Origin of the sequence: Streptomyces sp. NPDC093510 (genome assembly GCF_040683555.1) — a bacterium.
Taxonomy (GTDB): domain Bacteria; phylum Actinomycetota; class Actinomycetes; order Streptomycetales; family Streptomycetaceae; genus Streptomyces.
On sequence record NZ_JBFBEE010000022.1, the window covers coordinates 1 to 25,337 of the forward strand.

Here is a 25,337-nt window from a genome sequence, read left to right on the forward strand (position 1 = left end):
ACTCTTTCGTGTCCGACTTCCTCGGTGCCTTTCCGGTTCCCGCTCCGGCCTTTCGGCTTTCGCGTTTCCCTTTCCGGCGGTTCCGACTTTATCAGAGATTCTGAGTCGGAATTCCCGCCCCGTTCGGGTTGGTCCGTGGCACCTGAGTGCTGCGGGTTCCCTCGCTGGCGGAGCCGTAAACCTAACGGAGCGGGGCGCCCCGATGCAAATCGAGGCGCCCCGCTCCGGAGCTCGCGCGGTCGGAAGGGTCAGACCTCGACGACCACGGGCAGGATCATCGGACGTCGGCGGTAGTTGTCCGACACCCACTTGCCCAGCGTGCGGCGGATGAGTTGCTGCAGCTGGTGGGGCTCGACGACCCCGTCCTGGGCCGACTTCTCCAGGACTTCCTGGATCTTCGGCATGACGCTGGTGAAGACCCCGTCGTCGATGCCGGAGCCGCGTGCCTGGATGTGCGGGCCACCGGTGATCTTGCCGGTGCTGGAGTCCACCACCACGAAGACCGAGATGATGCCCTCGTCGCCCAGGATCTTGCGGTCCTTCAGGGCGGGCTCGCCGACATCGCCCACGGAGAGGCCGTCCACGTAGACGTATCCCGCCTGGACCTTGCCGACGATCTTCGCCTTGCCCTCGACGAGGTCGACGACGACGCCGTCCTCGGCGATCACGATGCGGTCGTGCGGGACGCCGGTGAGGGCGCCGAGCTCGGCGTTGGCGCGCAGGTGGCGCCATTCGCCGTGGACCGGCATCAGGTTCTTGGGCTTGCAGATGTTGTAGAAGTACAGCAGCTCACCGGCCGAGGCATGGCCGGAGACGTGCACCTTCGCGTTGCCCTTGTGGACGACGTTCGCACCCCAGCGGGTCAGGCCGTTGATCACGCGGTAGACCGCGTTCTCGTTGCCGGGGATGAGGGACGACGCCAGGATCACCGTGTCGCCCTGGACGATGCGGATCTGGTGGTCGCGGTTGGCCATGCGGGAGAGCGCGGCCATCGGCTCGCCCTGCGAACCCGTACAGACCAGGACGACCTGGCTGTCCGGCAGATCGTCGAGCGTCTTCACGTCGACGACGAGGCCCGGCGGGACTCGCAGGTATCCGAGGTCGCGGGCGATGCCCATGTTGCGGACCATCGAACGGCCCACGAAGGCGACCCTGCGGCCGTACTCGTGTGCTGCGTCCAGGATCTGCTGGATGCGGTGCACGTGACTGGCGAAGCTGGCCACGATGATGCGCTTCTGCGCGCCGGCGAAGACGCCCCGGATGACGTTCGAGATGTCGCGCTCGGGCGGGACGAAGCCCGGCACCTCTGCGTTCGTCGAGTCGGAGAGGAGGAGGTCGATGCCCTCCTCACTCAGCCGCGCGAACGCGTGCAGGTCGGTCAGGCGGCCGTCCATCGGCAGCTGGTCCATCTTGAAGTCGCCGGTGGCGACGACCATGCCCGCGGGGGTGCGGATGGCGACGGCCAGGGCGTCGGGGATGGAGTGGTTGACCGCGACGAACTCGCAGTCGAACGGGCCGAGGTGCTCGCGGTCGCCCTCGACGACCTCGAGCGTGTACGGACGGATGCGGTGCTCCTGGAGCTTCGCCTCGATCAGCGCCAGGGTCAGCTTGGAACCGATCAGCGGGATGTCCGGCTTCTCGCGCAGGAGATAGGGGACACCGCCGATGTGGTCCTCGTGGCCGTGCGTGAGCACGATGCCCTCGATGTCGTCGAGGCGGTCCCTGATGGACGTGAAGTCCGGCAGGATCAGGTCGATTCCGGGCTGCTCCTCCTCGGGGAAGAGCACTCCGCAGTCGACGATCAGCAGGCGACCGTTGAACTCGAAGACGGTCATGTTGCGGCCGATCTCACCGAGGCCGCCCAGGGGGGTGACCCGCAGGCCGCCCTTCGGGAGCTTCGGCGGGGCGCCCAGTTCAGGATGCGGATGACTCAAAAGACTCTCCTCACCACGCGCGCCACGTACCTCCGGGGCACGTGGCGCGCATGACGTTCGTGCAGTAGCAGTTGTCGTGTGGGGTGCGGGCGGCTGTCGGCTTGGGTCGCCTCGTGTGTCGCCCGCGGTGTTTCGCTTATTCAGTTGTGAAGTCTGTGGTTAAAGCTGTACCCCGCCTGCGGCGAGATCGACCTTGAGCTGGGCCGTCTCGTCGGGTGACAGTTCCACCAGCGGGAGACGGAGCGGACCCGCGGGGCGCCCCTGGAGGGCCAGCGCCGCCTTGGTCGTGATCACGCCCTGGGTGCGGAACATGCCGGTGAAGACCGGGAGCAGCTTCTGGTGGATCTCCGTGGCCTTCTGTACGTCGCCCGTGAGGTGCGCCTCCAGCATGGCGCGCAGCTCCGGGGTGACGACGTGGCCGACGACGGAGACGAAGCCGCACGCACCGACGGACAGCAGCGGCAGGTTCAGCATGTCGTCGCCGGAGTACCAGGCGAGGTCCGAGCGGGCGATGGCCCAGCTGGCGCGTCCGAGGTCGCCCTTGGCGTCCTTGTTCGCGACGATGCGCGGGTGCTCGGCGAGGCGGACGATCGTCTCGGTGTTGATCGGTACGCCGCTGCGGCCCGGGATGTCGTAGAGCATGACCGGCAGGCCGGTGCTGTCGGCGATGGCGGTGAAGTGCCGGAACAGGCCCTCTTGCGGGGGCTTGTTGTAGTACGGCGTGACGGTCAGGAGGCCGTGGGCGCCCGCCTGCTCGGCGGCGTGGGCCAGCTCGATGCTGTGGCGGGTGTCGTTCGTGCCGACGCCGGCGACGATGTGGGCGCGGTCTCCGACCGCGTCCAGTACGGCTCGTACGAGATCGTTTTTCTCCGCGTCACTGACGGTCGGGGACTCACCGGTGGTGCCGTTGATGACCAGGCCGTCATTGCCTGCGTCCACCAGGTGAGTGGCGAGCTGCTGCGCGCCGTCGAGGTCAAGTGCGCCGTCCGCCGTGAAGGGCGTGACCATGGCGGTGAGGACCCTCCCGAAGGGGGTCTGCGGAGTGGAGGTCGGAGCCATGGGTAACACGCTACTCGCTGCTCAGCGCGGGGTCGCCCCTCGGGGGATGTGTGCGGACCTGACAAGTGTGGAGCCCGGCACTGCCTGCTCGGGGGTTCAAGCAGTGCCGGGTCCGTTCGTTCAGGCTAGATGAACTTCGCGAAGTGCCGCAATACGGACACTTCACTCGGCCCATCCGTACATCAGTGCCTTACGGAGCCACACGTCCGTTCTTGTTGAAGGCCGCGTGGGTGAGAGGCATCAGTTCGGCCCACTGCTGCTCCATCTTCTCGCCGACCATCTCGATCTCCCGCTGCGGGAACGAGGGGACCTTGGCGAGCTCGTGCTGCGTGCGCAGGCCGAGGAAGTGCATCAGCGAACGGGCGTTGCACGTCGCGTACATCGAGGAGAAGAGGCCGACGGGGAGCACCGCGCGGGCGACCTCGCGGGCGACGCCGGCGGCGAGCATCTCCTGATACGCCTCGTACGCCTGGCGGTAGGAGTCCTCCATGACGCGGCCCGTGAGCTCCTGCTGGGCCTGGGTGCCCTCGACGAACACGTACTTCCCGGGGCGGCCTTCCTGGACGAGCTTGCGGGACTCGTCAGGCACGTAGAACGTGGGCTGGAGCTCCCTGTACCGACCCGATTCCTCGTTGTACGACCAGCCGACGCGGTGCCGCATGAACTCGCGGAAGACGAAGATGGGGGCGCTGATGAAGAACGTCATCGAGTTGTGCTCGAAGGGGCTGCCGTGGCGGTCCCGCATCAGGTAGTTGATCAGGCCCTTCGAGCGCTCCGGGTCCTTCTGGAGCTCTTCGAGGGACTGCTCGCCCGCCGTGGAGACTCGCGCGGCCCACAGGACGTCGGAGTCGGTGGCGGCGTGCTTCACCAGCTCGACGGTGACCTCGCTGCGGAAGCTGGGCTTGAGGTCTTCGGTGGGGGTCTCGCTCACAGGCGGGGGTCCTTCCATGTGCATCTCTGGGGCGGCGACCACTCTATGGCCCGGCACTGACAATCCGCCGTTCGGTGACCCGCCACGACAATCTTCGACTAATTTGCCGAAACAGGGCACCTTTTGGGCGATTCGCGCGTCTGTATAGACAACAGAGTCAACAGAGCTCCGTTCGAGACCCGTGAGGAGAAGCGCGCCCCATGTTCCGTCGGCGAGAGCCCGTTCCGTTCGCCTTCATCGCCGAAGCCGACAAGTTCCGCAGTAACGTCACTCCCCCACCCCGTGAGCGTGCATCGGCCAGTCAGGTCGTGGGCCGCACGCTCATCGGTCTGACCGTCGTGGCCGGTCTTGTGGGCTCCCTGCTCTTCGGGATGCCCGCGATGTCGGCCGACCAGTCACCGGCGCACACGCAGCAGTCGGAAGCCTCCGAAGGCCGCTGACCGGCGCCGACCGCCGTCCGGCCCTGACTCGTCCGGACCCCCAAGGGTGGTAGCGGGGGGCACGGCTCGATAGCCTCACCGGGCACAGCCCATGTGTGGATCGAGTGAGGATCAGCCCGTGCCCCTGCCCTTCCTGACCGCGGACCGCACCTTCGACGACGTGGTGGACGACGCGCTGCCCTTCGACGACCGCGATCAGTGGCGCCGGCCCTACCGCCCGGGCCCCTGGCGCGTGGCAGCCGCGGCGCTCCTGCTGCTGCTCGCCTCGTTCGTCCTCTTCGCCGCCGTGATCATCGCGTTCGCGGACTCCCTCGCGGGCGCCGCGATCTGCGCGGGGATCGCCGCGCTCGTCATCACGGGCTCCCTGCGGCTGCTGCGCATGGGCATCTGGGTGAGCGCCCACGGGCTGCGCAGGGTCGGCTTCCTGACGACGCAGACCGTCCCCTGGGCACAGATCTCCGCCGTGCGGACCGCACAGCAGCCGGTGCGCTGGCTCGGGCTGCCCCGCACGGTGCAGGGCCAGGCGCTCGTTCTCGTACGGAATGATCAGCAGGCTGCCGGGGCATCGCAGCTGCTGCTGACCGACCGGAACGCGGACTTCCTGGCACGGCACGAGGCGTTCAACCGCGCGGCGGACTCCATCGAGGCGTGGGCCGACGAGTACCGGCCCGCGGTCGAGTACCGGCCCACCGCCTAGCCGTCCGCCCGACGTTCACGGCCTGGCTCAGGCATTCACGGCCTGGCTCAGGCGTTCACCGCCTGACTCAGACGTTCACCGGCTTGCCCGCGTGCAGGGCGATGGCCCGCTGCATGGCCTTCCGCGCGCGAGGAGTGTCCCTGGCGTCGTGGTAGGCCACGGCCAGCCGGAACCAGCAGCGCCAGTCGTCCGGCGAGTCCTCCGTCTCGGCCTTGCGGCGGGCGAAGACCTCGTCGGCCGAGTCACGGTCGATGCGCCCGCCGGGCGTGCGCTTCAACTCGTCCACGGGCAGGCCGCCTTCAGCCTCCAGCTCGGCGGCGAGGCGGTTCGCGCGCCGGACGAACTGGGTGTTCTTCCAGAGGAACCAGACGCCGATGACCGGCAGGATCAGCACCGCGACACCGAAGGTGACGGTGAGCAGGGTGCCGTGCTTCATCAGGAGCACGCCACGGCTGCCGACCAGGACGAAGTAGACGACCAGGACGGCGGCCGTGACGGCGTAGGTGATCTTTGCGCGCATGTCTCTCAGCTCTGGGGTCGGCCCGAGGTTCTCGTGTCAGCCGAGATCCAGGAAGTGTTCCAGGCCGAACGTGAGACCCGGCGTGCCGACCACGCGGCGTGCGCCGAGCAGGATGCCCGGCATGAAGCTGCTGTGGTGCAGCGAGTCGTGGCGCACGGTCAGGGTCTCGCCCTCGCCGCCGAGGAGGACCTCCTGGTGGGCGAGGAGGCCGCGCAGGCGCACGGAGTGCACCGGCACGCCGTCGACGTCCGCGCCGCGGGCACCGTCCAGGGCCGTCGTCGTGGCGTCGGGCTGCGGGGCACTGCCCGCCGCCCGGCGGGCCTCGGCGATGAGCTGGGCGGTGCGCGTGGCGGTGCCGCTGGGGGCGTCGGCCTTGTTCGGGTGGTGCAGCTCGACGACCTCGACGGACTCGAAGTAGGGCGCCGCGATCTGCGCGAACTTCATCGTCAGGACCGCGCCGATGGAGAAGTTCGGGGCGATGAGCACGCCCGTCTCCGGAGAGGCCGCCAGCGACGTGCGCAGCCGCGCGAGGCGCTCGTCGGTCCAGCCCGTCGTACCGACCACGGCGTGGATGCCGTGGCGTACGCAGAAGTCGAGGTTCTCCATCACCGAGTCGGGATGGGTCAGCTCGACCGCGACCTGGGCGCCGGCCTCCGCCAGCGACTCCAGCTTGTCGCCCCGGCCGAGTGCCGCGACCAGTTCCATGTCGTCGGCGGCCTCGACGGCCTTCACGGCCTCGGAGCCGATGCGGCCCCTGGCGCCGATGACCGCCACGCGCAGCTTGCTCATGTCCTTCATTCCTTACGTCGATCCCTTGCGGGGACTACGCGACCTACGCGACCGCTTCGTGGAGGCGGGCCGCCTGCTTGTCCTTGAGCGGGCCGATGGCCGACAGGGACGGGCGGTGGCCGAGCACGTCGCGGGCCACTTCGCGCACCTCGTCGGGGGTGACAGCGGAGATCTTGGCCAGCATGTCGTCCACCGACATGTGCTCGCCCCAGCAGAGCTCGCTCTTGCCGATGCGGTTCATGAGGGCGCCGGTGTCCTCGAGGCCGAGGACGGTGGAGCCCGCGAGCTGGCCGATGGCGCGGCCGATCTCGTCGTCCGTCAGTCCGTGCTCCGCGACCTGATCGAGTTCGTCGCGGCAGATCTTCAGGACGTCGTGGACCTGGCTGGGACGGCAGCCCGCGTACACACCGAAGAGGCCGGTGTCGGCGAAGCCCGACGTGTACGAGTACACGCTGTAGGCCAGGCCGCGCTTCTCGCGGACCTCCTGGAAGAGGCGCGACGACATGCCGCCGCCCAGGGCGGTGTTCAGCACACCGAGGGCCCAGCGGCGGTCGTCGGTGCGGGCCAGGCCCGGCATGCCGAGGATGACGTGGGCCTGCTCGGTCTTGCGGTTGATGACCTCGACGCGGCCCGCGGTGCGCAGGGCGCGGGAGCCCTGGCGGGGGCTCATCGGGACCGCGTCGGTGCGCTGGAGCGCGCCGGCCTTCTCGAAGGCGGCACGGACCTGGCGTACGACCTTGTTGTGATCCACGTTGCCCGCGGCGGCGACCACGAGGTGGGTCGGGTCGTAGTGCTTCTTGTAGAAGCGGCGGATGCGGTCCGCGGTGAGGGCGTTGATCGTGTCCTCGGTGCCGAGGACCGGGCGGCCGAGGGGGGTGTCGCCGAGCATCGTGTGCGCGAACAGGTCGTGCACGCAGTCGCCCGGGTCGTCCTCGGTCATCGCGATCTCTTCGAGGATGACGCCACGCTCGGCGTCGACGTCCTCCTGGAGGATGAGGGAGCCCGTCAGCATGTCGCAGACGACGTCGATGGCGAGCGGCAGGTCGGTGTCGAGCACGCGCGCGTAGTAGCACGTGTACTCCTTCGCCGTGAAGGCGTTCATCTCGCCGCCGACCGCGTCGAGCGCGGCCGAGATGTCCAGGGCACTGCGCTTCTTCGTGCCCTTGAAGAGGAGGTGCTCGAGGTAGTGCGTGGCGCCGTTCAGGGACGGGGTCTCGTCGCGTGATCCGACGTTGGCCCAGATTCCGAAGGTCGCCGAGCGCACGGAGGGCAGGGTCTCCGTGACGACGCGCAGGCCGCCGGGGAGGGTCGTCCTGCGGACGGTGCCGATGCCGTGCTCGCCCTTGATGAGGGTTTGGGTACGGGCGACGGCCCGCCCCTCCGAAGAGGGGCGGGCCGTCGTCGTGGTGCTACGCGACGTCACTTGTCGGTGTCGTCCTTCTGGTCTTCGCCCTCTTCGCCCTCGACGACGGGGATGAGGGAGAGCTTGCCGCGGGAGTCGATCTCGGCGATCTCGACCTGGACCTTCTGGCCCACGCCGACGACGTCCTCGACGTTCTCCACGCGCTTGCCGCCGGCGAGCTTGCGGATCTGCGAGATGTGCAGCAGACCGTCCTTGCCCGGCATGAGCGAGACGAACGCGCCGAAGGTCGTCGTCTTCACGACGGTGCCCAGGTAGCGCTCGCCGACCTCCGGCATGGTCGGGTTGGCGATGCCGTTGATCGTGGCGCGGGCGGCCTCGGCCTGCGAGCCCTGCGCGGCACCGATGTAGATGGTGCCGTCGTCCTCGATCGTGATGTCGGCGCCGGTGTCCTCCTGGATCTGGTTGATCATCTTGCCCTTGGGGCCGATGACCTCACCGATCTTGTCCACCGGGATCTTGACGGTGATGATGCGCGGCGCGTTCGGGGACATCTCGTCCGGAACGTCGATGGCCTCGTTCATCACGTCGAGGATGTGCAGACGCGCGTCGCGGGCCTGCTTCAGCGCGGCGGCCAGGACCGAGGCGGGGATGCCGTCGAGCTTGGTGTCGAGCTGCAGCGCGGTCACGAACTGCTTCGTACCGGCGACCTTGAAGTCCATGTCGCCGAAGGCGTCCTCCGCACCGAGGATGTCGGTGAGGGCGACGTAGTGCGTCTGGCCGTCGATCTCCTCGGAGATCAGACCCATGGCGATACCGGCGACGGCGGCCTTCAGCGGCACACCGGCGTTCAGCAGCGACATCGTGGAGGCGCAGACCGAGCCCATGGACGTCGAGCCGTTCGAACCGAGGGCCTCGGAGACCTGACGGATCGCGTACGGGAAGTCCTCGCGCGAGGGGAGCACCGGCACGATGGCGCGCTCGGCGAGCGCTCCGTGGCCGATCTCGCGGCGCTTCGGCGAACCGACGCGGCCGGTCTCGCCGACCGAGTACGGCGGGAAGTTGTAGTTGTGCATGTAGCGCTTGCGCGTCACCGGGGAGAGGGTGTCGAGCTGCTGCTCCATGCGGAGCATGTTGAGGGTGGTGACGCCCAGGATCTGGGTCTCGCCACGCTCGAACAGCGCCGAGCCGTGCACGCGCGGGATGGCCTCGACCTCGGCCGCGAGCGTACGGATGTCCGTGATGCCACGGCCGTCGATGCGGACCTTGTCCTTGATGATGCGCTCGCGGACCAGCTTCTTGGTCAGCGCGCGGTACGCACCGGAGATCTCCTTCTCGCGGCCCTCGAACTGCGGGAGCAGCTTCTCGCCGGCGATCTCCTTGACGCGGTCCAGCTCGGCCTCGCGCTCCTGCTTGCCGGCGATGGTGAGCGCCTGGGCGAGCTCGGTCTTGACCGCGGCGGTCAGGGCCTCGAGGACGTCGTCCTCGTAGTCCAGGAAGACCGGGAACTCGCCGGTCGGCTTGGCGGCCTTCGCGGCGAGGTCCGACTGGGCCTTGCAGAGCGCCTTGATGAAGGGCTTCGCGGCTTCCAGACCGGCGGCGACGACCTCTTCGGTCGGGGCCTCGGCGCCGTCCTTGACGAGCTGGATGGTCTTCTCGGTGGCCTCGGCCTCGACCATCATGATCGCGACGTCGCCGTCCTCCAGGACGCGACCGGCGACCACCATGTCGAAGACGGCGTCCTCGAGCTCGGTGTGCGTCGGGAAGGCGACCCACTGGCCCTTGATGAGCGCCACGCGCGTGCCGCCGATCGGGCCCGAGAAGGGCAGGCCGGCCAGCTGCGTGGAGCAGGAGGCGGCGTTGATCGCGACCACGTCGTACAGGTGGTCGGGGTTGAGCGCCATGATCGTCTCGACGATCTGGATCTCGTTGCGCAGGCCCTTCTTGAAGGAAGGACGCAGCGGGCGGTCGATCAGGCGGCAGGTCAGGATCGCGTCCTCGGAGGGGCGACCCTCACGACGGAAGAACGAACCGGGGATCTTGCCGGCGGCGTACTGCCGCTCCTCGACGTCCACCGTCAGGGGGAAGAAGTCGAGGTTGTCCTTGGGCCGCTTGGAAGCGGTGGTGGCCGACAGCACCATGGTGTCGTCGTCCAGGTACGCCACGGCGGAGCCTGCGGCCTGCTTGGCCAGGCGCCCCGTCTCGAAGCGGATGGTGCGGGTGCCGAACGTGCCGTTGTCGATGACGGCCTCGGCGTAGTGGGTCTCGTTCTCCACTGTTCTCCTACGTGTCTACGTTTCGTCTTCTCGCCTCTGGACCCGTGTGGCCCAAAGACGGCGTCCCATGCGTCCTCTTGCGGAGCCGGGACCAGGTGGAGAAGCGCGCCGTGGATGCGGGCCGGTCTTCGATCGAAGCCTCCGGGATGCTCCCGGGGGCCACTACCGAGGACCGGCGGCGGCGGTGGTGCGCCTCTCCCTCGTGGGGGTTTTCGTACTGCCGCCCCGGGGCTTTCCTCGCCCGCGGGGACGTGCGTGTGTCACCAGACTACAAAGCGCGGGTGACACCGCGCACGTACAGCAAAGGGAGCGGCCCCCTTTGAGTGGGAACCGCTCCCTTCACGACGTCTTACTTGGCGCCCGCAGCACCGCGGCGGATGCCGAGGCGCTCGACCAGGGCGCGGAAGCGCTGGATGTCCTTCTTGGCCAGGTACTGCAGCAGACGGCGGCGCTGACCGACCAGGATCAGCAGACCACGACGCGAGTGGTGGTCGTGCTTGTGGGTCTTGAGGTGCTCGGTCAGGTCCGAGATGCGGCGAGAGAGCAGCGCCACCTGAACCTCGGGGGAGCCGGTGTCGCCCTCCTTCTGGCCGAACTCGGTCATGATCTGCTTCTTCGTAGCGGCGTCGAGCGACACGCGTACTCCTCGTGATGTCTTCGAGTGCCTCCGAGTGCCCCTGGTCTACATCTCAGGGGAGCTTCCGTGACTCGGGAGGCCGGAATGGGCCGCCGGGCGCGGGTCCCGGTCCTTGACGGGTCCGGGGTCCGGGCCCTCGCGGGGCCTGGGGTCCGGATCCCGTGGGATTCGGGGGTGCGCAGACAGGCGGTTGTTTCACAGGGTACCAGTCGGCTTGTGGGGGGTTTGCCCGGGGCGACAACCGCCCGCTCAGCTGGTCAGGGAGCGAGCGGCGCTGTAGACGTCGAGCACGGCGAGGCACAGCGGGACCAGAGAGAGCAGTATCGCCGATTCGGTGAGGTCGAGGAGGCGGCCCCAGAACGGGGAGAGCCCCTTCTGGGGAATGATCAACGAGACGGCCGTCAGCAGGGCGCATCCCAGCGCGATGGCGGCGGTGAGCCAGACCGCGCGCAGTTCCAGGGGACCGCGGTCGCCGTGGAGCAGCAGCTCTTGCAGGGCGTCGCCCGGCGGGTTCAGGGCCAAGCCGATGAGCAGCAGCGCGATGGCGGCGATGCCCGCTCCGAGCGCGCACACCACTTGCGAGGTGTAGCGGAAGAGGCGGGCGCGGAGCAGGGTCGCCAGGCCCGCGGCGAGCGCCAGGAGCTGCCCCCAGACGTTTTCCGAGAAGCCGAGGACGGCGGCCGAACCCACGACGACGGAGGCCGAGCCGGCGACGAGGCCGAGGAGCAGCTCGTGGCCGCGCCGGGCCTGGGCCGCGATTCGGGCCGCGTCGAGGGGCCCGGGGTCGACGGTCGCGTTCAGGTCGGCGTCGAAGTCCTCCTGCACGGAGCTGCGCGGCGAGGCGTACCCGATGGGCAGCCTGGCGAAGCGGGAGGACAGGCCCGGGAGGAACGCGACGAGGGCGATGGTCACCGGGGCGGTGACCGCGGCGGCCTCTGTAGCCGTGGCTTCGGTGAGGATCGCTGCGAAGGCCGCCAGGGCGCCTGCCGCCGCCAGGAACGTAGCGGCCACGAAGGGTGCGTCGCTGCCTGGAGAGACGACGACGAGCAGGACCGATGCCACGAGCACGGTGACGCAGCCGAGGAGGAACTGCAGTCGGCCCGGTCCCTGCCCTGCGTCCGGGGCGATGATTCCCGATCCGGCGATGAGAAGGAGCGGCAGGGCGGCGAGCCCCAGGACCGCGCCGACGGCACGGTCCTCGTAGACACGCACGCGTACGCCGGCGAACGCGCCGAGGAGCAGGCCCACGGCGCCCGCGAGGATACCCGGCAGGCTGTGCATGTCGTGGCGCACGGGGTCGGCGAACCAGAGCACGAAGGCCATCAGGAGGAGGACCAGGAAGCTTCCGGTCAGTCCGGCACCGCGCAGCAGTGCGTCCCGCCACAGCCTGCGGTCCTGGACCACGGCGGAGGCGACCGCGTCCGCGACATCGTCGTACACGGCGGGCGGGAGCGACATGGCGAAGGGCCGCAGGCTGAGCACCTCGCCGTCGAGGACCCGCTGGGCGGCGAGGGTCCGGGCACCGTCCAGGACGGTGCCGTTCTGGCGTACTAGGTTGTAGCCGGTCGGCGTGCCGACCGGCTGGGTCTGGCGAGTCAGCCGGAGGACCTCCGGATAGACGTCGGCCACGGCGATGTCCTCCGGCAGAGCGACATCGATACGGCTGTCGGGCGCGACAACAGTGACCCTGCAGAAACCGGTCGCCGCGGGCGAACTCACTTTGAAAACCCCCTGATTCGCGGTTGCGCACCGTTCGAGCGTCACCCTACCGCTACGCCCTGTCAGTGCCTGCACATAGGATCACCCCGGTGCGGAGGGAGACCGCATCGATGAGGCAGCGGTACGGAACTGTCCGTCCGCATAGGGGGGATTGATGCTCCGGTGAGTCAGATCGTCATCAAGCGCCCGCCGCGCGCCCTGCCGCCCGAAGTGCCCAGTGATGAGCTGCAATTGGCGCCTCCGCCGGAGCTTCCCCGCGGGCAGCAGGAGGGCGTGCTGATGCAGGTCCTGCCGACGCTCGGCATGGGCTCGTCGGTGGTCTTCTTCTTCGCGTCGCCCAACGCCCATCCCTTCATGCGGATCATGGGCGTGGTGATGCTGGTGTCGACGGTCGCGATGGTCGTCGCCCAGGTCGTCAGATACCGGCGCGGTACGCAGGGGCAAATGGCGGACGTGCGCCGCGACTATCTCAAGTACCTGGCACAGACTCGCCGTACGGTGCGCCGCACCGCCCTGAAGCAGCGCGACGCGCAGTTCTATCTGCACCCTGCTCCGGAGCAGCTGTGGTCGGTGGTAGCCGAGGGGAGCCGGGTGTGGGAACGCCGCATCGGGGACCGGGACTTCGGGCAGGCGCGGGTGGGTCTTGGGCCGCAGCAGTTGTCCACTCCCCTGGTCGCGCCCGAGACCGCGCCGGTCGACGAGTTGGAGCCGTTGGCCGCGGGAGCCATGCAGCAGTTCCTGGCCGTGCACAGTTCGCTGGAGGGGCTGCCGGTCGCGGTCTCGCTGCGCGCCTTCTACCACCTGACGGTTTCCGGGGAGCCGGAATCGGCGCAGGGAACGGCACGCGCCCTGGTCGCCCAACTGGCGACTCTGCACGGGCCCGAGGACCTGCTGGTCGCGGTCGTCGCGGCCCCTGGCGCCGTCGGGCGATGGGACTGGACGAAGTGGTTGCCCCACTGCCAGTTGCCGGGACAGGTCGATGGCGCCGGCGCGAGGCGGCTCTTCGGCGACGACCTCGGTGAACTGGAACAGCTTCTTGCCGACCGTCTCGACGGCCGGCCGCGGTTCAGCCGTGACGGGCAGCCCGTGCTCGACCAGCCTCATCTCGTGGTGGTACTCGACGGCGGCATGGTGCCGCCGACGTCCGCCTTCGCCGCGCCGGAAGGTCTGCAGGGCGTGACGATCATCGAGGTGGTCACTGGGGAACTGGACGAGCCTCGCGGAGGCCTCTCCGTAGTGGCCCGGCCCGGCAGGCTGCTCCTGGAGTCGACCGGCGGCGTCGCCTACGAAGGCGTGCCGGACGCGCTGTCGCTGCCTGCCGCGGAGGCGCTGGCGCGCCAGCTGGCGCCGCTGCGCATGGGCGGGGGCGACGATGACGAACCGCTGCTGGCCAACCTGGACTTCACCGACCTGCTGAATCTGGGCGACGCGGGATCGGTGGACGTCGCGCGCACGTGGCGGCCCCGTTCGACGGCGGAGCGGCTCCGCGTCCCCATCGGGGTGGGTGAGGACGGCCAGCCGGTCATGCTGGACCTCAAGGAGGCCGCGCAGGAGGGCATGGGCCCGCACGGCCTGTGCGTGGGCGCAACGGGTTCGGGCAAGTCCGAGCTGCTGCGCACGCTGGTTCTGGGACTGGCGGTGACCCACTCCTCCGAGACCCTGAACTTCGTCCTCGCCGACTTCAAGGGCGGCGCGACGTTCGCCGGCATGTCGGACATGCCGCACGTCGCGGCGGTGATCACGAACCTCTCCGACGACCTCACGCTCGTGGACCGCATGGGCGATGCGATCCGTGGTGAACTGCAGCGCCGTCAGGAACTGCTGCGGTCGGCGGGCAACTACGCGAACATGCACGACTACGAGAAGGCGCGGGCGGCGGGCGCGCCGCTGGCCCCCCTGGCCTCGCTCGTCCTGGTGATCGACGAGTTCAGCGAACTCCTCACCGCTAAGCCGGACTTCATCGACATGTTCATCCAGATCGGCCGCATCGGCCGATCGCTCGGTGTGCATCTGCTGCTCGCCTCGCAGCGTCTCGAGGAAGGCAAGCTGCGCGGCCTCGACACATACTTGTCGTACCGCATCGGCCTGCGCACGTTCTCCGCCTCCGAGTCCCGTACGGCACTGGGCGTTCCGGACGCCTACCACCTGCCGTCCGTTCCGGGCTCCGGTTATTTGAAGTTCGGCACGGATGAAATGACCCGCTTCAAAGCGGCGTACGTGTCCGGGGTGTACCGCGCGGGTGGTGCGGACCCCGCCTCGACGCAACTCCCCATCGAGCGCAGGCCCGCGCTCTTCACCGCGGCGCCAGTGGCAGCGACGTACACGGCCCCGGACGCCGGTCAGCTCCGTGCCGCCTCACGCCGGGAGGACGACGCGCTGGCCGACACCGTGCTCGACGTCGTGGTGCGACGCCTCGAAGGGCAAGGCGTGCCGGCGCACCAGGTGTGGCTGCCTCCGCTGGACGAGGCCCCCACCCTGGACCAGCTCCTGCCGCAGCTCGTGGCGTCTCCGGAGCGAGGCCTGCACGCGGGCGACTACACACGCCCCGGAGGCCTGGTCGTCCCCTTGGGGCTGGTCGACAAACCCTTCGAGCAGAAGCGCGAAGTGCTGTACAACGACTTCTCGGGCGCAGCGGGGAACATGGTGGTGGTCGGCGGGCCCCAATCGGGAAAGTCGACACTGCTGCGCACGTTGATCGCGTCGTTCGCGCTGACCCACACCGCTCACGAAGTGCAGTTCTACTGCCTGGACTTCGGCGGCGGGGGCCTGGCCTCGGTGGCCGACCTGCCTCACGTAGGAGGGGTGGCTTCCCGTCTCGATCCGGAGCGGGTGCGACGAGCGGTGGCAGAAGTCGCCGGTGTCCTGAACCGACGTGAGGCCTTCTTCCGCGCAAACGGCATCGACTCCATCACCACCTACCGGCGACAGCGCGCCGCGGGGCAGCTCCCCGGCGAGGCCTGGGGTGATGTCTTCCTCGTCATCGACGGGTGGGGAAGTTTCAAGAACGACTACGACATGCTCGAAGGCGTCGTCAACGACATCGCCGGGCGTGGCCTCGGATACGGCGTCCATGTGGTCGTTTCCGCGTCGCGCTACATGGAGGTACGGGCGGCACTCAAGGACCAGATGCTGGGACGTCTGGAGCTGCGCCTCGGTGACGTCATGGACTCGGAATTCGACCGCAAGGTCGCCATGAACGTGCCCGCCGGGGTGCCGGGCCGTGGTCAGGTACCGGAGAAGCTGCACTTCATGACAGCACTGCCGCGCGTCGACTCGTCACCCGATCCAGCGAATCTCTCCGACGCGACGGCCCAGTTGGTCGAAACGGTGAAGAGCAACTGGCACGGGCCCGCGGCTCCGACGGTACGGCTGCTGCCGCGCAAACTCCCGGCCGATCAGCTTCCGAAGGGCTTTGAGTTCCCGCAGCACGGCGTGGCGATCGGTATCGACGAGACGAACCTGGAACCGGTTTTCGTCGATTTCGAGACAGATCCATTCTTCCTGGTCTTCGGTGAAAGCGAATCGGGCAAGACGAATCTGCTCCGCCTCATCGCGAAGCAGATCGCGGAGAGGTACACGCCGGCGCAGGCACGCATCGTCGTCGGTGACTACAGGCGCACGATGCTGGAGGCGGTGTCACCGGACCACCTGCTGGAGTACGCCCCGATGGCGTCGGCGATGGACGTCCACATGAACGCCATTGCCACGTTCATGGAGAAGCGAGCACCCAAGCCCGACATCACTCCACAGCAGCTGCGTGATCGAAGCTGGTGGAACGGCCCTGAACTGTTCGTCATCATCGACGACTACGAGTTGGTGGCCACCAACTCCACCAACCCGCTGAGCGTGTTGGTCGAGCATCTGCCCTTCGCCCGGGACGTGGGTGTCAAGTTCATCATCGCGCGGAGCTCGGCCGGCGCCTCACGCTCGATGTACGAGTCCTTCATGCAGCGCGTGAAGGAACTGGGCGCGCAAGGTGTGCTGTTGTCGGGTGATCCGAGCGAAGGAGACATTCTCGGAAATGTCCGCGCACGCCCCATGCCGCCGGGGCGTGGAACCTTCGTGTCGCGAAAGCGTGGGACTGCCCTGATTCAAGTGGGGCGACTCCCGGTCCACTACTAGAGTGCGTGCCGGATACATGACTGAACGGGGAGGCAGGCGTGGCGAGTTCTGGCGGGGGGAACGGCGGGACGCCGGATACGGGCAAGTCGTTCGACAACCTTTACGGCGTAAACCCGCAAATGGCACTGGACGTCCAGGCGAGTGCGATGAAGGGCTTCAAAAAGCGCGTCGACGACCTGCTGATTGAGCTCGAGGGTTCGGAGGCGGCACCGGGCAGGGTCGGCGCCGATCGTCTGTCACGCGGGCAGCTGGGCTCGGCGGACTTCAAGGAAGCCCAGTACCTGTACGACTCGTACACGATCGTGCACGACGAGCTGGAGAAGCTCTCGAAGGCCCTGGGTGCCCAGATCGAGGGTCTGGGACTGGCCGTCCACGCGTCGCGGGTGGGTTACGACAACCTCGAGGACGACATCCGCGCCCGGATGAAGGCGATCAACGCGGAGGCCGAGAAGTACTACGACCCGGATCGGGATCCGTACGCGCAGGGGCATGGCTCCGGCGGGTCTGGCGCCGGCTCCGGTGGGACCGATGGCTCCGGCCCGAAGGCGACGGACAAGGACACGGCTCTCTGATGACCGGGCAGAGACGGGGACCGGCACGAGGACGAGCACGAGGACGGGGAACGGGGGCACAAGGAGATGGCTGAGGGATCCAAGGGCGGCGCGCCGAAGCTCGCTCACACGGACTTCGAGTCCATGACGCACGAGCAACTGCTCGCGCTGGTGGAGTCCGCGAGTTCGGAGGGCGCTTCCCAACTCGCCGGGAAGTTGTCCAAGGCCGCGTCGACGATCACGAAGATCGGCGACGACCTCATGACGTACACGAAGGGCCTGCACTGGCAGGGGGAGGGCGGCGACGCCTTCCGCGCGTGGGGCACCCAGTCGGCGAGCGCCACGCTGTACCTCGGGCAGTACAGCGAGGTCGCGTCACGCTGGATGGGCGTGGTCGCCCAGGCGATCGCCGAGGCCAAGGCGTCGATGCCGCCCGCTTCGGACACGGCGCAGGCCAAGGCGGACCTGCGTACCGCCAACAAGAACATGGACGCGGCCCAGAAGGCCCGCAACGATCCTGACGCCGGCAAGGTCGCCCGGGACTCCAAGGCGGACGCGACCGCGGCCCAGGGACGGATCGAGGCTGCACATGCGGAAGCGGTGCAGCGGATGCGGAAGCTGGCGCAGACGTATCAGCAGTCCGCGCAGCAGGTGAATGGGGTGACGCCGCCTACGTTTGCGCCGCCGGCGAGCCATGCGGAAGACCCTGATAGGTGGCGCCTGAGCGACGGGTACCAAGCGGTACCCGGCGAGTCAGGTGGCTCCGCGCCAGAGGCTGGTGGCTCCGTGCCAGCCGGTCCTCATTCCGCTGGATCGGCTCCATCCGGAGGGCCGGGCGGGGTACCACCCAGCAGCCACGGAACCCCTGCGCCCACACCCGACAAGGCATCCGTGCCGTCACTGCCTACTGCTCCGCAGCCACACCACCCTGATCCCGCATCCATGGGAATCGACCGCGTCGCGCTCCCGCCTTCGCCGTCGACACTGGAGGGCCCGCCTGGCCCCGGCCCTTCTCTCGGCCGTCCTGAGCCAGTGACTCCTCCCCCCCTCGGTACGGCGCCTCCCCCCTTCGGGCCGAGCCCTGTTCATCCGGGGCCCACAGCCCCGCCGCCGGGCCGTCCGTCTCCGACAGCACGCCCCTCGCTCCTCCCTTCGAACGAGGGCACCAATAACAACCTGGGCAACCGCACTCCAAGAGATACCGGCATCATCGGCGGCCGTCCCACACCGCCGAACCAAGGGCGTCCGATGCCCGGACTGCCTCGCAGCAATGTGTTCGGTGGAGAGCACGTGCAGGGCCGTCCGCCTGTAAGCCCTGCTACCGGCACCGGCGGTGGCGGGACGGGTCTGGGCCGCCCGGGAGTTGTCGGCGGCCGCCGTATCGCAGGAGAAGCTGGCGGGACGATCGGTCGGCAGCCATCCCCGTCCGGTCGCAGCGAAGGGCGACCTTTCACTCCGGGCGGTACGGGTCTGGTACGCGGCTCCACATCACCCGAAGCGACACGCTCAGGTGCTTTGGGACGCCCCTCGCCCATCCCTTCGGGGAGCCAGAGGAACGCCTCACACCGTGAGGAGAACCGGTCCCACCGCCAGAGTCATCTATCCGAAGAGGAAGAGACTTGGCAACCTGACCATCGCCGGACCGTACCGCCAGTCATCGACTGACCTGACAAGGAACGCAGATGCCCGTCACCAGGAAGACCATCATCCGTTCCAAGGTCGCTCTGTCGGCAGCCATGGTCCTTCTTATGGCGGGCATCGCTCCGGCTCCAGCCCATGCCGACACCGTGCGCTCCCGGCAATGGCACCTCGACGCGATGCACGCCGAAGAGATGTGGAAGACCAGCACCGGCCGTGGCATGACCGTGGCAGTCATCGACTCCGGAGTGGATGACTCGGTCGCTGACCTGCGTGGCCAAGTCCTCGATGGGAAGGACTTTTCGGGCCTTCCCGGTGATGAAACGTCGGACCGCGCTAGCCACGGAACGGGTATCGCAGCGCTCATCGCGGGGACAGGAGCTCGCGGAAAGATCTCAGGTTCCTACGGTCTGGCGCCAGGGACCAAGATCCTGCCCATCAGAATGCCGTACGGCTCCGAGAGGTCAGGCCAGCCCGACCAACTATCGGGATATGCCCGAGACATGGCGAGGGCGATTCGCTACGCCGCGGACTCTGACGCCCAGATCCTCAACATCTCCATGGGTGGTTCCAACCGTCGCGGACTCTCAAACGCAAACACACCCGAGCTCTCCGCCGCAGTCAAGTATGCGATCGGTAAGGGCAAGTTGATCTTTGCTGCTGTCGGGAACAGTGCCCACAAGGACAATGCGGTGGAGTACCCAGCAGCAACACCTGGGGTGGTTGGCGTCGGCGCCATCAACCGCCAGGTTGCACGGACGAAGGAGTCACAGTGGGGCCCTCAAGTCGACATGGTCGCCCCTGGTGACAACATCTGGAATGCGTGCGCCGGCGGCACCGAACTCTGTAAGGGCCACGGAACGAGTGCCAGCTCGGCGCTCGCCTCCGCCTCCGCCGCCCTCATCTGGTCCAAGCACCCCAAGTGGACGAACAACCAGGTCCTGAGGGTCATGATCAACACGATGCAGGGCAACGACGACGGCTGGACCCGTGACGACTCGGTCGGCTACGGCGCGGTACGCCCTCGCATCGCGCTCAAGAATCCGGGAGACCCCGGTCCTGCCGATGAGTATCCGTTGCCGGACCTGGCAGCGGCGGCGAGGTACCCCTCCCCCAAGGCGTCTGGGTCCGAAGGCGTGGCCGGCAGTGACAAGCGGGCCGATAAGGAAGCCAGTAGCCCGGCCTCCGCAGAATCCGGTGCCAAGAGCGAAGACGGCAGCACGACCTGGTTCACAGCGGGTATCGCCGCGGCTGCATTCCTCGGCATTGCCGCGGCCGCCGCAGTGATGCGTTCTCGGCGTCACACCGTCCGCCAGCAGGCTTCGATCACAGGCCCGGCTACGCATTCGGGTTACACCAACCAGGCTCCTCCAGATCACAGACCGTGATCGCGAAATGCACACTCTCGCGAATTTTATGGGAGCTCCATGTCATTCGAATCCGATTGGGCTTCGGCGCGTTCAGCAGCCAACGCCAAGACCAGCATGCAACTCAACGCCTCCGATGACGGCAGCGGCAATCGCGGGCTGGGACGCGGACTCAAGGTAACCTCCAGCATCCTCCTTGATCGAGCCACGAAGGCCGACACTGTGCGCGATGACTTCACTGCAGCAGACAACGCGGCTCTCACCGAGACGGCACAAGTCGGCCCGAGCCTCAAAGGGTTTCAATCCTCCTCTGCTTTCTCGACCTTCATTGACCGATGGAAAAGCCAGGTGAAGCACGTCGAAACGCTACTGAAGGACGACGTCTCGGGCGCACTCCGGGAAAGCGCCCAGTCGTTCAAAGAACGTGAGAGGAAAGAAAAGGAGCGGCACAGCCGCGAAGGCCGAAACCTGATCTAGGACTAAACGCGAGGCCAGGATGCTGAGTTACGAGAAACTTCTCAACGCGGACTTTTCCGCTCTGTCCCAGGCAGTAGGCAAATGGCGCAGGCTGCCAGAAAAGTTTCGGGCCGTAAGCACCAAGTACAGTAATACCGTTGAGAAGGGGCTGCAGGGCTCGGACTGGGATGGAGAAGCCGCAGCGGCCGCAGTCGAGAAGCTCAAATACGTGGAGAGGCAAATCGATTACGCGGCCGATGAGGCAGAAGACATCCATAAGCTTCTGGATGACGCGTACGAAATTTTCTCTCAGTCTCAGACAAAGTTGCGGGCTCTGACAAGGGACATCAAAGAGGACAAGTACCTGTCGATCAGACCCGATGGAGAGATCTATCTTGCACCACCGGAAGGAACCCCTTCCGAGGATATCGGAATGCTCAATAAGAGCTATCGCGAGACAATCCAGGCCTATCGGACGAGCATCCAAGGCCACATCGACCGCGCCCAGGAAGCAGATGAGCTCTTGGAATGGGTCTTGCGACAGGACCAGAACGGACGAAGAAAGGGCTTCGACTCAAATACATATCACAGCATCGCCGACGCCAAGGATGGACGCCGTAAAACCGAAGAAGACTTGAAGGAACTGGAAAAGTTGACTGGCGAACGAAGTGAGCTATCCCTGGCCGACGCGAATGATCCACTCGATCCAGCCACACTGAAGAAAATCAATTCCATCTTCAGTCGCCATGAGGGAGATCCTTATTTCGCTGAAAAATTTGCCACTCGAACCGGCGCTGCCGGGACCCTCGATCTATGGACGAAAATCGCCGACCGCCCTCAGTTCGGTGATGCACAAACGAAGGAGTCCGCTAAAATCCAGAAATCTTTGAGCTACACGCTGGCTACCGCGTCCCAGTCGGATAGTGACGGCATGAAGCGCTGGAAGGCCGACATGATCTCGATCGGCGACAAACCACTCGAGGGAGCCCCGGGACTCCCGGCAAACGCCGACGGCCCTCGCGGGTTCCAGGTCATGAGCAGTCTTATGCGACACGGAGAGTACGACGAGAAGTTTCTGACGAGCTACGGGAAAGAGCTCCTGGAATTCGAGAAGGAGAGCAGCGATAAACCAGAAAGCTTGTGGAAACGCGACGTATACCTCAACTTCGGAAAGGATCAAGATCACGGTTCTGACCCTGTAGCCGGCTACATGGAGGCCCTCGGACACAGTCCCGAGGCAGCCAAGGATCTCCTGTACGCAAAAGATTGGGAAAGCAGGCAGAAAATCGATCCCGATTTGAAGTACCTGATGTCTGACCGCGAGTGGCCCAACGAAGACTTCGCCAAGGGCAACAGCAAGGCTTCCGGTTACATCGAATTGGGGCACGCCTTGGAGGCTGCAACCCTAGGCTCTCCCTACGACGCCCCTGGTGACAGGCTGCACCGTGATGACCGCACGGCGAACATCATGGAACAAGTGGCCAAAACAGTCGCCGGAAAAACGGAATACGTCGAGGAGAAGCCTGGTATCGGAAACAGTTTGGCACGAATTGGCGCCGGCTACGCCGACGATCTGAACTGGGCCACTATCGATGAAGGTGGGCGAGGTTCGTCCATTGATCGCGATTCCCTCTATCGCCCGGACGGCGATAAGGGGCACGCCGATCTCAAAAGCTCCACCGCCAGGAACTTCCTCTACAACGTCGGGCAACACGAAGAGGGGTATCAGATTCTCTCCTCCGCACAACATGCGTTTACCTTCGGCGCTCTTGAGGCAAATGCAGACGACGCCAGGTATGCGGAGAGAGTTCTTCGTAACGGAGGTTACATCCATGGAGTACTGGATGAAGCCCGCATCTCCCAAGTCGATAAGGACTTTGGTGACGAGACAACCAAGATGAACGATAAGCTTGCGCAATCGGCAGAATGGAAAAAATTTGGGGTCAGCCAGGGTATTGGTCTGGCTGCCAGCCTTGCGGTACTGCCTGTTGGAGGTCCTACTGCGTCTGCTGCAGCGGCATTTATTGTTCCAACCATCGTGGATGGTGTTTCAGGAGCCGTAGAGACGAAGTGGGGCATGGAAATCGATGAGGAAACAAAAGAGAAGGAGAGTGACCTCTCGAACAAGAATCGCATGACCGCTGAGCGATTCAGCGATCTGGGACAGCTTCGTGCCACGAGCCCAGCACTCCTCCATCTCAAAGAGCACCCTGATCAGGACTATACTGAAGCGGTATTGAACGCATACGACCGCGGCGCCAATACCACGGATCGCACTGATGGGGGCAGCAGATGAAGCGCAGCTCAGCAGGAAGCATTGCAGCATTGATATTGCTGTTTCCGGTTGCTTGCACAGCCGACGACGAACCACTGCACGGTGCCGCGGCCCTGAAGTCCGCCTGTAGTGGAGTATTCGACGCAGGCTCCATAAAGGAAGCAAAAAAGAGTACGAAAATTGATCAGGTGCGCGCCGATCGACAAGAGGACTACCCTGCGGCAGCACGAGCCCTGGTGGACGAGAAGCGGATGGTGAAAGTCTGCAGCATTCCCTTCGAAGGTGATCCCGCTGATGGATCGTCCGCCTTCAGAATTCAGTTCCATGTCGGCGATGAGCCGCTTTTCCCCAGGAATGAGAAACGAAGCACGAGTGGTTACAGGGCCTACGGACTGAAATCAGGCCTGCAGGCAACAAGCGAAAGCGGCTCCAGCGACGTCTTCTTTCCCTGCACGCCGAAGGGGTCCATATCATCGGTTGACGTGACTGCTTCGCTTTATAACGATCTCGATCTCGTAGAACAAACTCGGTTCCGTATCCTATTTCGTTCGACTGAAAAGATGATCGCTGCTTTGAAGTGTAAGAACGAGGTCACGTTGCCTCGTCCAGAGAGTATGCGGCCCTTCCCGGTGGGGTAAGGAAGCCAGGTCTGCGGTGTGCCCGGGCAGGCATCCGCGCTCTGTCCCAGTGCAAGGTGGATCCCTTTGGTCTCCGCACCCCGCCCCCGACCAGCCAAGTAGGCTGAGCCACCAGTCGGTTCGTGCGTCGGGAAGGGGTCGTACAGCGGTAAGAATTCTGGCTGGTTTGCCAGCGACCCACTTGACGGTCTACTCGGCGTAATGAGTCGTGACCCGCACACCGCCGCATCCTTCTTGAGCTCGGACAAGAATATCGGCTACCTTTTGGGGCCGGGGGCGGCCCGCATCGCGACTGGAACGTCATAGAAAGAGTTCACGAGGGAGCAAAAGCCTCGACTTATACGCCCGCCCTAGATTCCGATGATCGGGTCGGGCTCGGTGCCGCCCTGCAAGCTGCGGCGACCGGAGTGTCTCCCTCGGCCGAGAGTGCGAAATTCGTCGAGCATACGGACGAGAACAGGTGAACACTAAGGATTCACCGGTGCCGCAGCGGGATCTCTTCGAAGTGCTCAAGCAGGTCTCCAAGAGTGATGAATCTTATGGAGAGCTGAATCACGGAATCAACAAGTCCATCGTTGCGGACATTTACGATGAGAAGCTGGAGTAGGGTGAGCAGCCAGAGGACTCCCTCACTAGAGCCGGCCGCACGATCTGCTTTCTGGAAGAAGCGCGATCCCAGTCTACGGCTGACCCGGAAACCGCGGAGATCAAGGGCAAGTGGATCATCGATAAGGGGATCAGCTACCTGCCCGTAGGGAGCGAAGACGTTCAATTGAAACCGCAGCACAGCGCAGTGCGCACCATTGCCCCCCCCCTGGTTGCACTCTCGACTTTCGCCTTGGCTTCTTGCGCTGGAAACCCTGACGAAGAAGTTCCCCATAAGATCTGTGGAACGAAGATCAGTCCGCAATATGTCCGGCCTCTGCTGGAGGACAGTGGAAACTTCAGCGAGTTCAGTCGCCTGGACAATGCAGGTGCTCGGACTGCGCCCTGCGACCTCATTATCGACGATCGCCCCGTCATGAGTTTCCGGTTTGCCTGGTCCTCCGACTCGGTCGATATCATGAAATACGCCAGGTCTGACAGTTCCGTGAGCTCACTCACGGAACCCCGTAGAACACGCAGTAGGTATCAAACCGTCGTCGGTAACGATGGGGCTATTTCTACGGCAGTCTGCAAAAAGGCTGACGCATCACACTTCACTCTCACCATGAGGCTCCCGCGGGCATCGAAGTACGATTCCGGACTGCGTCCTGACATAAAGAATTTCATGGGCGCGTACATGAAAGAAACCATCGAGGGATTCAGCTGCCGAGGCGGGCGAGATGGCTGAGGCAGGCCGCGCGAGCAGTCCCCAGCAGGTGGCTCGGAGGCAGCCAGTCACCTCCCGTCGGAACTCGCTGGACGACCTCCCTCGCCCCACCCCGCCAAGTAGGCTGAGCCACCAGTTGGTTCGTACGTCGGGAAGGGGCCGGGTCGTCATGGGCGAGGCACAGGGCGAGGATGTCAAGGCGCGTAAGGAGCGGGAGAAGGACGAGCTCTACGCCCTTGATATCTCGGGGGTCGAGTGGCACAGCGCGCCCGGTACCGAAGAGGCCGAGGAGCGGGTCGAGATCGCTTATCTGCCGGCGGGTGCCGTCGCGATGCGGTCGTCGTTGGACCCGGAGACCGTGCTGCGGTACACCGAGGCGGAGTGGCAGGCCTTCGTGCTCGGGGCGCGGGACGGGGAGTTCGACCTGGAGCCGACTCCGCGGAACGGTGGGATGCCGACCGATGGGGCCCACTCTGGCGGGTGAAGTCGGTCCGGAGCAGGGGCGTGAGAAGGGGGAGGGGGGGGCGGGCCCCCCCCCCCGAAAAACACCCCCCCCCCACGACACGGGGTTCCCCAAACACCAAAAAAACAAAAGGGAAAACCCCACCTATACCAA

Annotated in this window: 19 protein-coding genes; 9 read left to right on the forward strand and 10 right to left on the reverse strand. The window is 66.1% G+C overall.

Annotated elements, in window-relative coordinates:
- Nucleotides 1-248: 248 nt before the first annotated feature.
- The 3 genes from AB0N81_RS30485 to thyX form a co-directional block, all read right to left on the reverse strand.
- Nucleotides 249-1,934 carry a ribonuclease J gene (locus tag AB0N81_RS30485; RefSeq protein ID WP_365363936.1) on the reverse strand — a complete coding sequence of 562 codons (1,686 nt, stop codon included), beginning with the start codon at nucleotides 1,932-1,934 and terminating at the stop codon, nucleotides 249-251.
- Between the two features lie 159 nt (nucleotides 1,935-2,093).
- Nucleotides 2,094-2,993 carry a 4-hydroxy-tetrahydrodipicolinate synthase gene (gene dapA / locus AB0N81_RS30490; RefSeq protein WP_365363938.1) on the reverse strand — a complete coding sequence of 300 codons (900 nt, stop codon included), beginning with the start codon at nucleotides 2,991-2,993 and terminating at the stop codon, nucleotides 2,094-2,096.
- A gap of 190 nt (nucleotides 2,994-3,183) precedes the next feature.
- The gene (gene thyX, locus AB0N81_RS30495; protein ID WP_365363940.1) at nucleotides 3,184-3,924 is read right to left on the reverse strand and encodes an FAD-dependent thymidylate synthase; all 741 of its coding nucleotides are present in this window, start codon (nucleotides 3,922-3,924) and stop codon (nucleotides 3,184-3,186) included.
- Nucleotides 3,925-4,124: 200 nt separating this feature from the next.
- Here thyX and AB0N81_RS30500 point away from each other — a divergent pair, with 200 nt between their 5' ends.
- Together AB0N81_RS30500 and AB0N81_RS30505 are read left to right on the forward strand one after the other, a co-directional pair.
- Nucleotides 4,125-4,364 (forward strand): hypothetical protein, encoded by a 240-nt coding sequence (locus tag AB0N81_RS30500; RefSeq protein ID WP_365363942.1) that lies wholly within the window; start codon nucleotides 4,125-4,127, stop codon nucleotides 4,362-4,364.
- 118 nt (nucleotides 4,365-4,482) lie between these two features.
- Nucleotides 4,483-5,061 (forward strand): hypothetical protein, encoded by a 579-nt coding sequence (locus tag AB0N81_RS30505; protein WP_365363944.1) that lies wholly within the window; start codon nucleotides 4,483-4,485, stop codon nucleotides 5,059-5,061.
- 67 nt (nucleotides 5,062-5,128) lie between these two features.
- Here the strand turns inward: AB0N81_RS30505 and AB0N81_RS30510 are convergent, their stop codons facing one another.
- The 6 genes from AB0N81_RS30510 to eccD form a co-directional block, all read right to left on the reverse strand.
- Nucleotides 5,129-5,581, reverse strand: coding sequence for a tetratricopeptide repeat protein (locus AB0N81_RS30510; protein WP_365363946.1), 453 nt, complete (start codon nucleotides 5,579-5,581; stop codon nucleotides 5,129-5,131).
- A 36-nt stretch (nucleotides 5,582-5,617) separates the two neighbouring features.
- The gene (gene dapB / locus AB0N81_RS30515; protein ID WP_365363948.1) at nucleotides 5,618-6,370 is read right to left on the reverse strand and encodes a 4-hydroxy-tetrahydrodipicolinate reductase; all 753 of its coding nucleotides are present in this window, start codon (nucleotides 6,368-6,370) and stop codon (nucleotides 5,618-5,620) included.
- Nucleotides 6,371-6,413: 43 nt separating this feature from the next.
- Nucleotides 6,414-7,793: a pitrilysin family protein gene (locus AB0N81_RS30520; protein WP_365363950.1), complete on the reverse strand. Its 1,380-nt coding sequence runs from the start codon at nucleotides 7,791-7,793 to the stop codon at nucleotides 6,414-6,416.
- On the reverse strand, nucleotides 7,790-10,006 hold the full coding sequence (locus tag AB0N81_RS30525) for a polyribonucleotide nucleotidyltransferase (protein ID WP_365363952.1): 2,217 nt from the start codon (nucleotides 10,004-10,006) through the stop codon (nucleotides 7,790-7,792). The genes AB0N81_RS30520 and AB0N81_RS30525 overlap by 4 nt, the downstream gene beginning before the upstream one ends.
- Nucleotides 10,007-10,355: 349 nt before the next feature.
- Nucleotides 10,356-10,643: a 30S ribosomal protein S15 gene (gene rpsO / locus AB0N81_RS30530; protein WP_055568703.1), complete on the reverse strand. Its 288-nt coding sequence runs from the start codon at nucleotides 10,641-10,643 to the stop codon at nucleotides 10,356-10,358.
- Between the two features lie 249 nt (nucleotides 10,644-10,892).
- Nucleotides 10,893-12,362: a type VII secretion integral membrane protein EccD gene (eccD, locus tag AB0N81_RS30535; RefSeq protein ID WP_365363954.1), complete on the reverse strand. Its 1,470-nt coding sequence runs from the start codon at nucleotides 12,360-12,362 to the stop codon at nucleotides 10,893-10,895.
- Nucleotides 12,363-12,524: 162 nt separating this feature from the next.
- Between eccD and eccCa the strand changes: the two genes are divergently transcribed.
- Together eccCa and AB0N81_RS30545 are read left to right on the forward strand one after the other, a co-directional pair.
- Entirely contained in the window at nucleotides 12,525-16,484 is a 3,960-nt protein-coding gene (gene eccCa, locus AB0N81_RS30540) for a type VII secretion protein EccCa (protein ID WP_365363956.1), read from the forward strand.
- Between the two features lie 119 nt (nucleotides 16,485-16,603).
- Nucleotides 16,604-17,056, forward strand: coding sequence for a hypothetical protein (locus AB0N81_RS30545; protein ID WP_365364137.1), 453 nt, complete (start codon nucleotides 16,604-16,606; stop codon nucleotides 17,054-17,056).
- Between the two features lie 104 nt (nucleotides 17,057-17,160).
- On the opposite strand, the gene AB0N81_RS30550 is transcribed toward AB0N81_RS30545, so the two are convergent.
- Nucleotides 17,161-17,493, reverse strand: coding sequence for a hypothetical protein (locus tag AB0N81_RS30550; protein WP_365363958.1), 333 nt, complete (start codon nucleotides 17,491-17,493; stop codon nucleotides 17,161-17,163).
- A 1,224-nt stretch (nucleotides 17,494-18,717) separates the two neighbouring features.
- On the opposite strand from AB0N81_RS30550, the gene mycP reads away from it, so the two are divergent.
- The 5 genes from mycP to AB0N81_RS30575 all read left to right on the forward strand — a co-directional run bounded on the left by mycP (nucleotide 18,718) and on the right by AB0N81_RS30575 (nucleotide 25,205).
- Nucleotides 18,718-20,061, forward strand: coding sequence for a type VII secretion-associated serine protease mycosin (gene mycP / locus AB0N81_RS30555; protein WP_365363959.1), 1,344 nt, complete (start codon nucleotides 18,718-18,720; stop codon nucleotides 20,059-20,061).
- A gap of 39 nt (nucleotides 20,062-20,100) precedes the next feature.
- Nucleotides 20,101-20,517 carry a hypothetical protein gene (locus AB0N81_RS30560; protein ID WP_365363961.1) on the forward strand — a complete coding sequence of 139 codons (417 nt, stop codon included), beginning with the start codon at nucleotides 20,101-20,103 and terminating at the stop codon, nucleotides 20,515-20,517.
- A 19-nt stretch (nucleotides 20,518-20,536) separates the two neighbouring features.
- Entirely contained in the window at nucleotides 20,537-22,792 is a 2,256-nt protein-coding gene (locus AB0N81_RS30565; RefSeq protein WP_365363963.1) for a DUF6571 family protein, read from the forward strand.
- Nucleotides 22,789-23,409, forward strand: a complete 621-nt coding sequence (locus AB0N81_RS30570; protein ID WP_365363965.1) for a hypothetical protein — start codon at nucleotides 22,789-22,791, stop codon at nucleotides 23,407-23,409. The genes AB0N81_RS30565 and AB0N81_RS30570 overlap by 4 nt, the downstream gene beginning before the upstream one ends.
- A 1,481-nt stretch (nucleotides 23,410-24,890) precedes the next feature.
- On the forward strand, nucleotides 24,891-25,205 hold the full coding sequence (locus tag AB0N81_RS30575) for a DUF397 domain-containing protein (RefSeq protein ID WP_365363967.1): 315 nt from the start codon (nucleotides 24,891-24,893) through the stop codon (nucleotides 25,203-25,205).
- The last annotated feature ends 132 nt before the right edge of the window (nucleotides 25,206-25,337 follow it).

Excerpts from the sequence above, each read along its gene's own strand:
- dapA (WP_365363938.1), bottom strand. The coding sequence starts at position 2,993 with ATGGCTCCGACCTCCACTCCGCAGACCCCCTTCGGGAGGGTCCTCACC.
- AB0N81_RS30500 (WP_365363942.1), top strand. The coding sequence starts at position 4,125 with ATGTTCCGTCGGCGAGAGCCCGTTCCGTTCGCCTTCATCGCCGAAGCC.
- AB0N81_RS30545 (WP_365364137.1), top strand. The coding sequence starts at position 16,604 with ATGGCACTGGACGTCCAGGCGAGTGCGATGAAGGGCTTCAAAAAGCGC.
- AB0N81_RS30575 (WP_365363967.1), top strand. The coding sequence starts at position 24,891 with ATGGGCGAGGCACAGGGCGAGGATGTCAAGGCGCGTAAGGAGCGGGAG.
- AB0N81_RS30560 (WP_365363961.1), top strand. The coding sequence starts at position 20,101 with ATGTCATTCGAATCCGATTGGGCTTCGGCGCGTTCAGCAGCCAACGCC.
- AB0N81_RS30565 (WP_365363963.1), top strand. The coding sequence starts at position 20,537 with ATGCTGAGTTACGAGAAACTTCTCAACGCGGACTTTTCCGCTCTGTCC.
- AB0N81_RS30510 (WP_365363946.1), bottom strand. The coding sequence starts at position 5,581 with ATGCGCGCAAAGATCACCTACGCCGTCACGGCCGCCGTCCTGGTCGTC.
- dapB (WP_365363948.1), bottom strand. The coding sequence starts at position 6,370 with ATGAGCAAGCTGCGCGTGGCGGTCATCGGCGCCAGGGGCCGCATCGGC.
- mycP (WP_365363959.1), top strand. The coding sequence starts at position 18,718 with ATGCCCGTCACCAGGAAGACCATCATCCGTTCCAAGGTCGCTCTGTCG.
- AB0N81_RS30570 (WP_365363965.1), top strand. The coding sequence starts at position 22,789 with ATGAAGCGCAGCTCAGCAGGAAGCATTGCAGCATTGATATTGCTGTTT.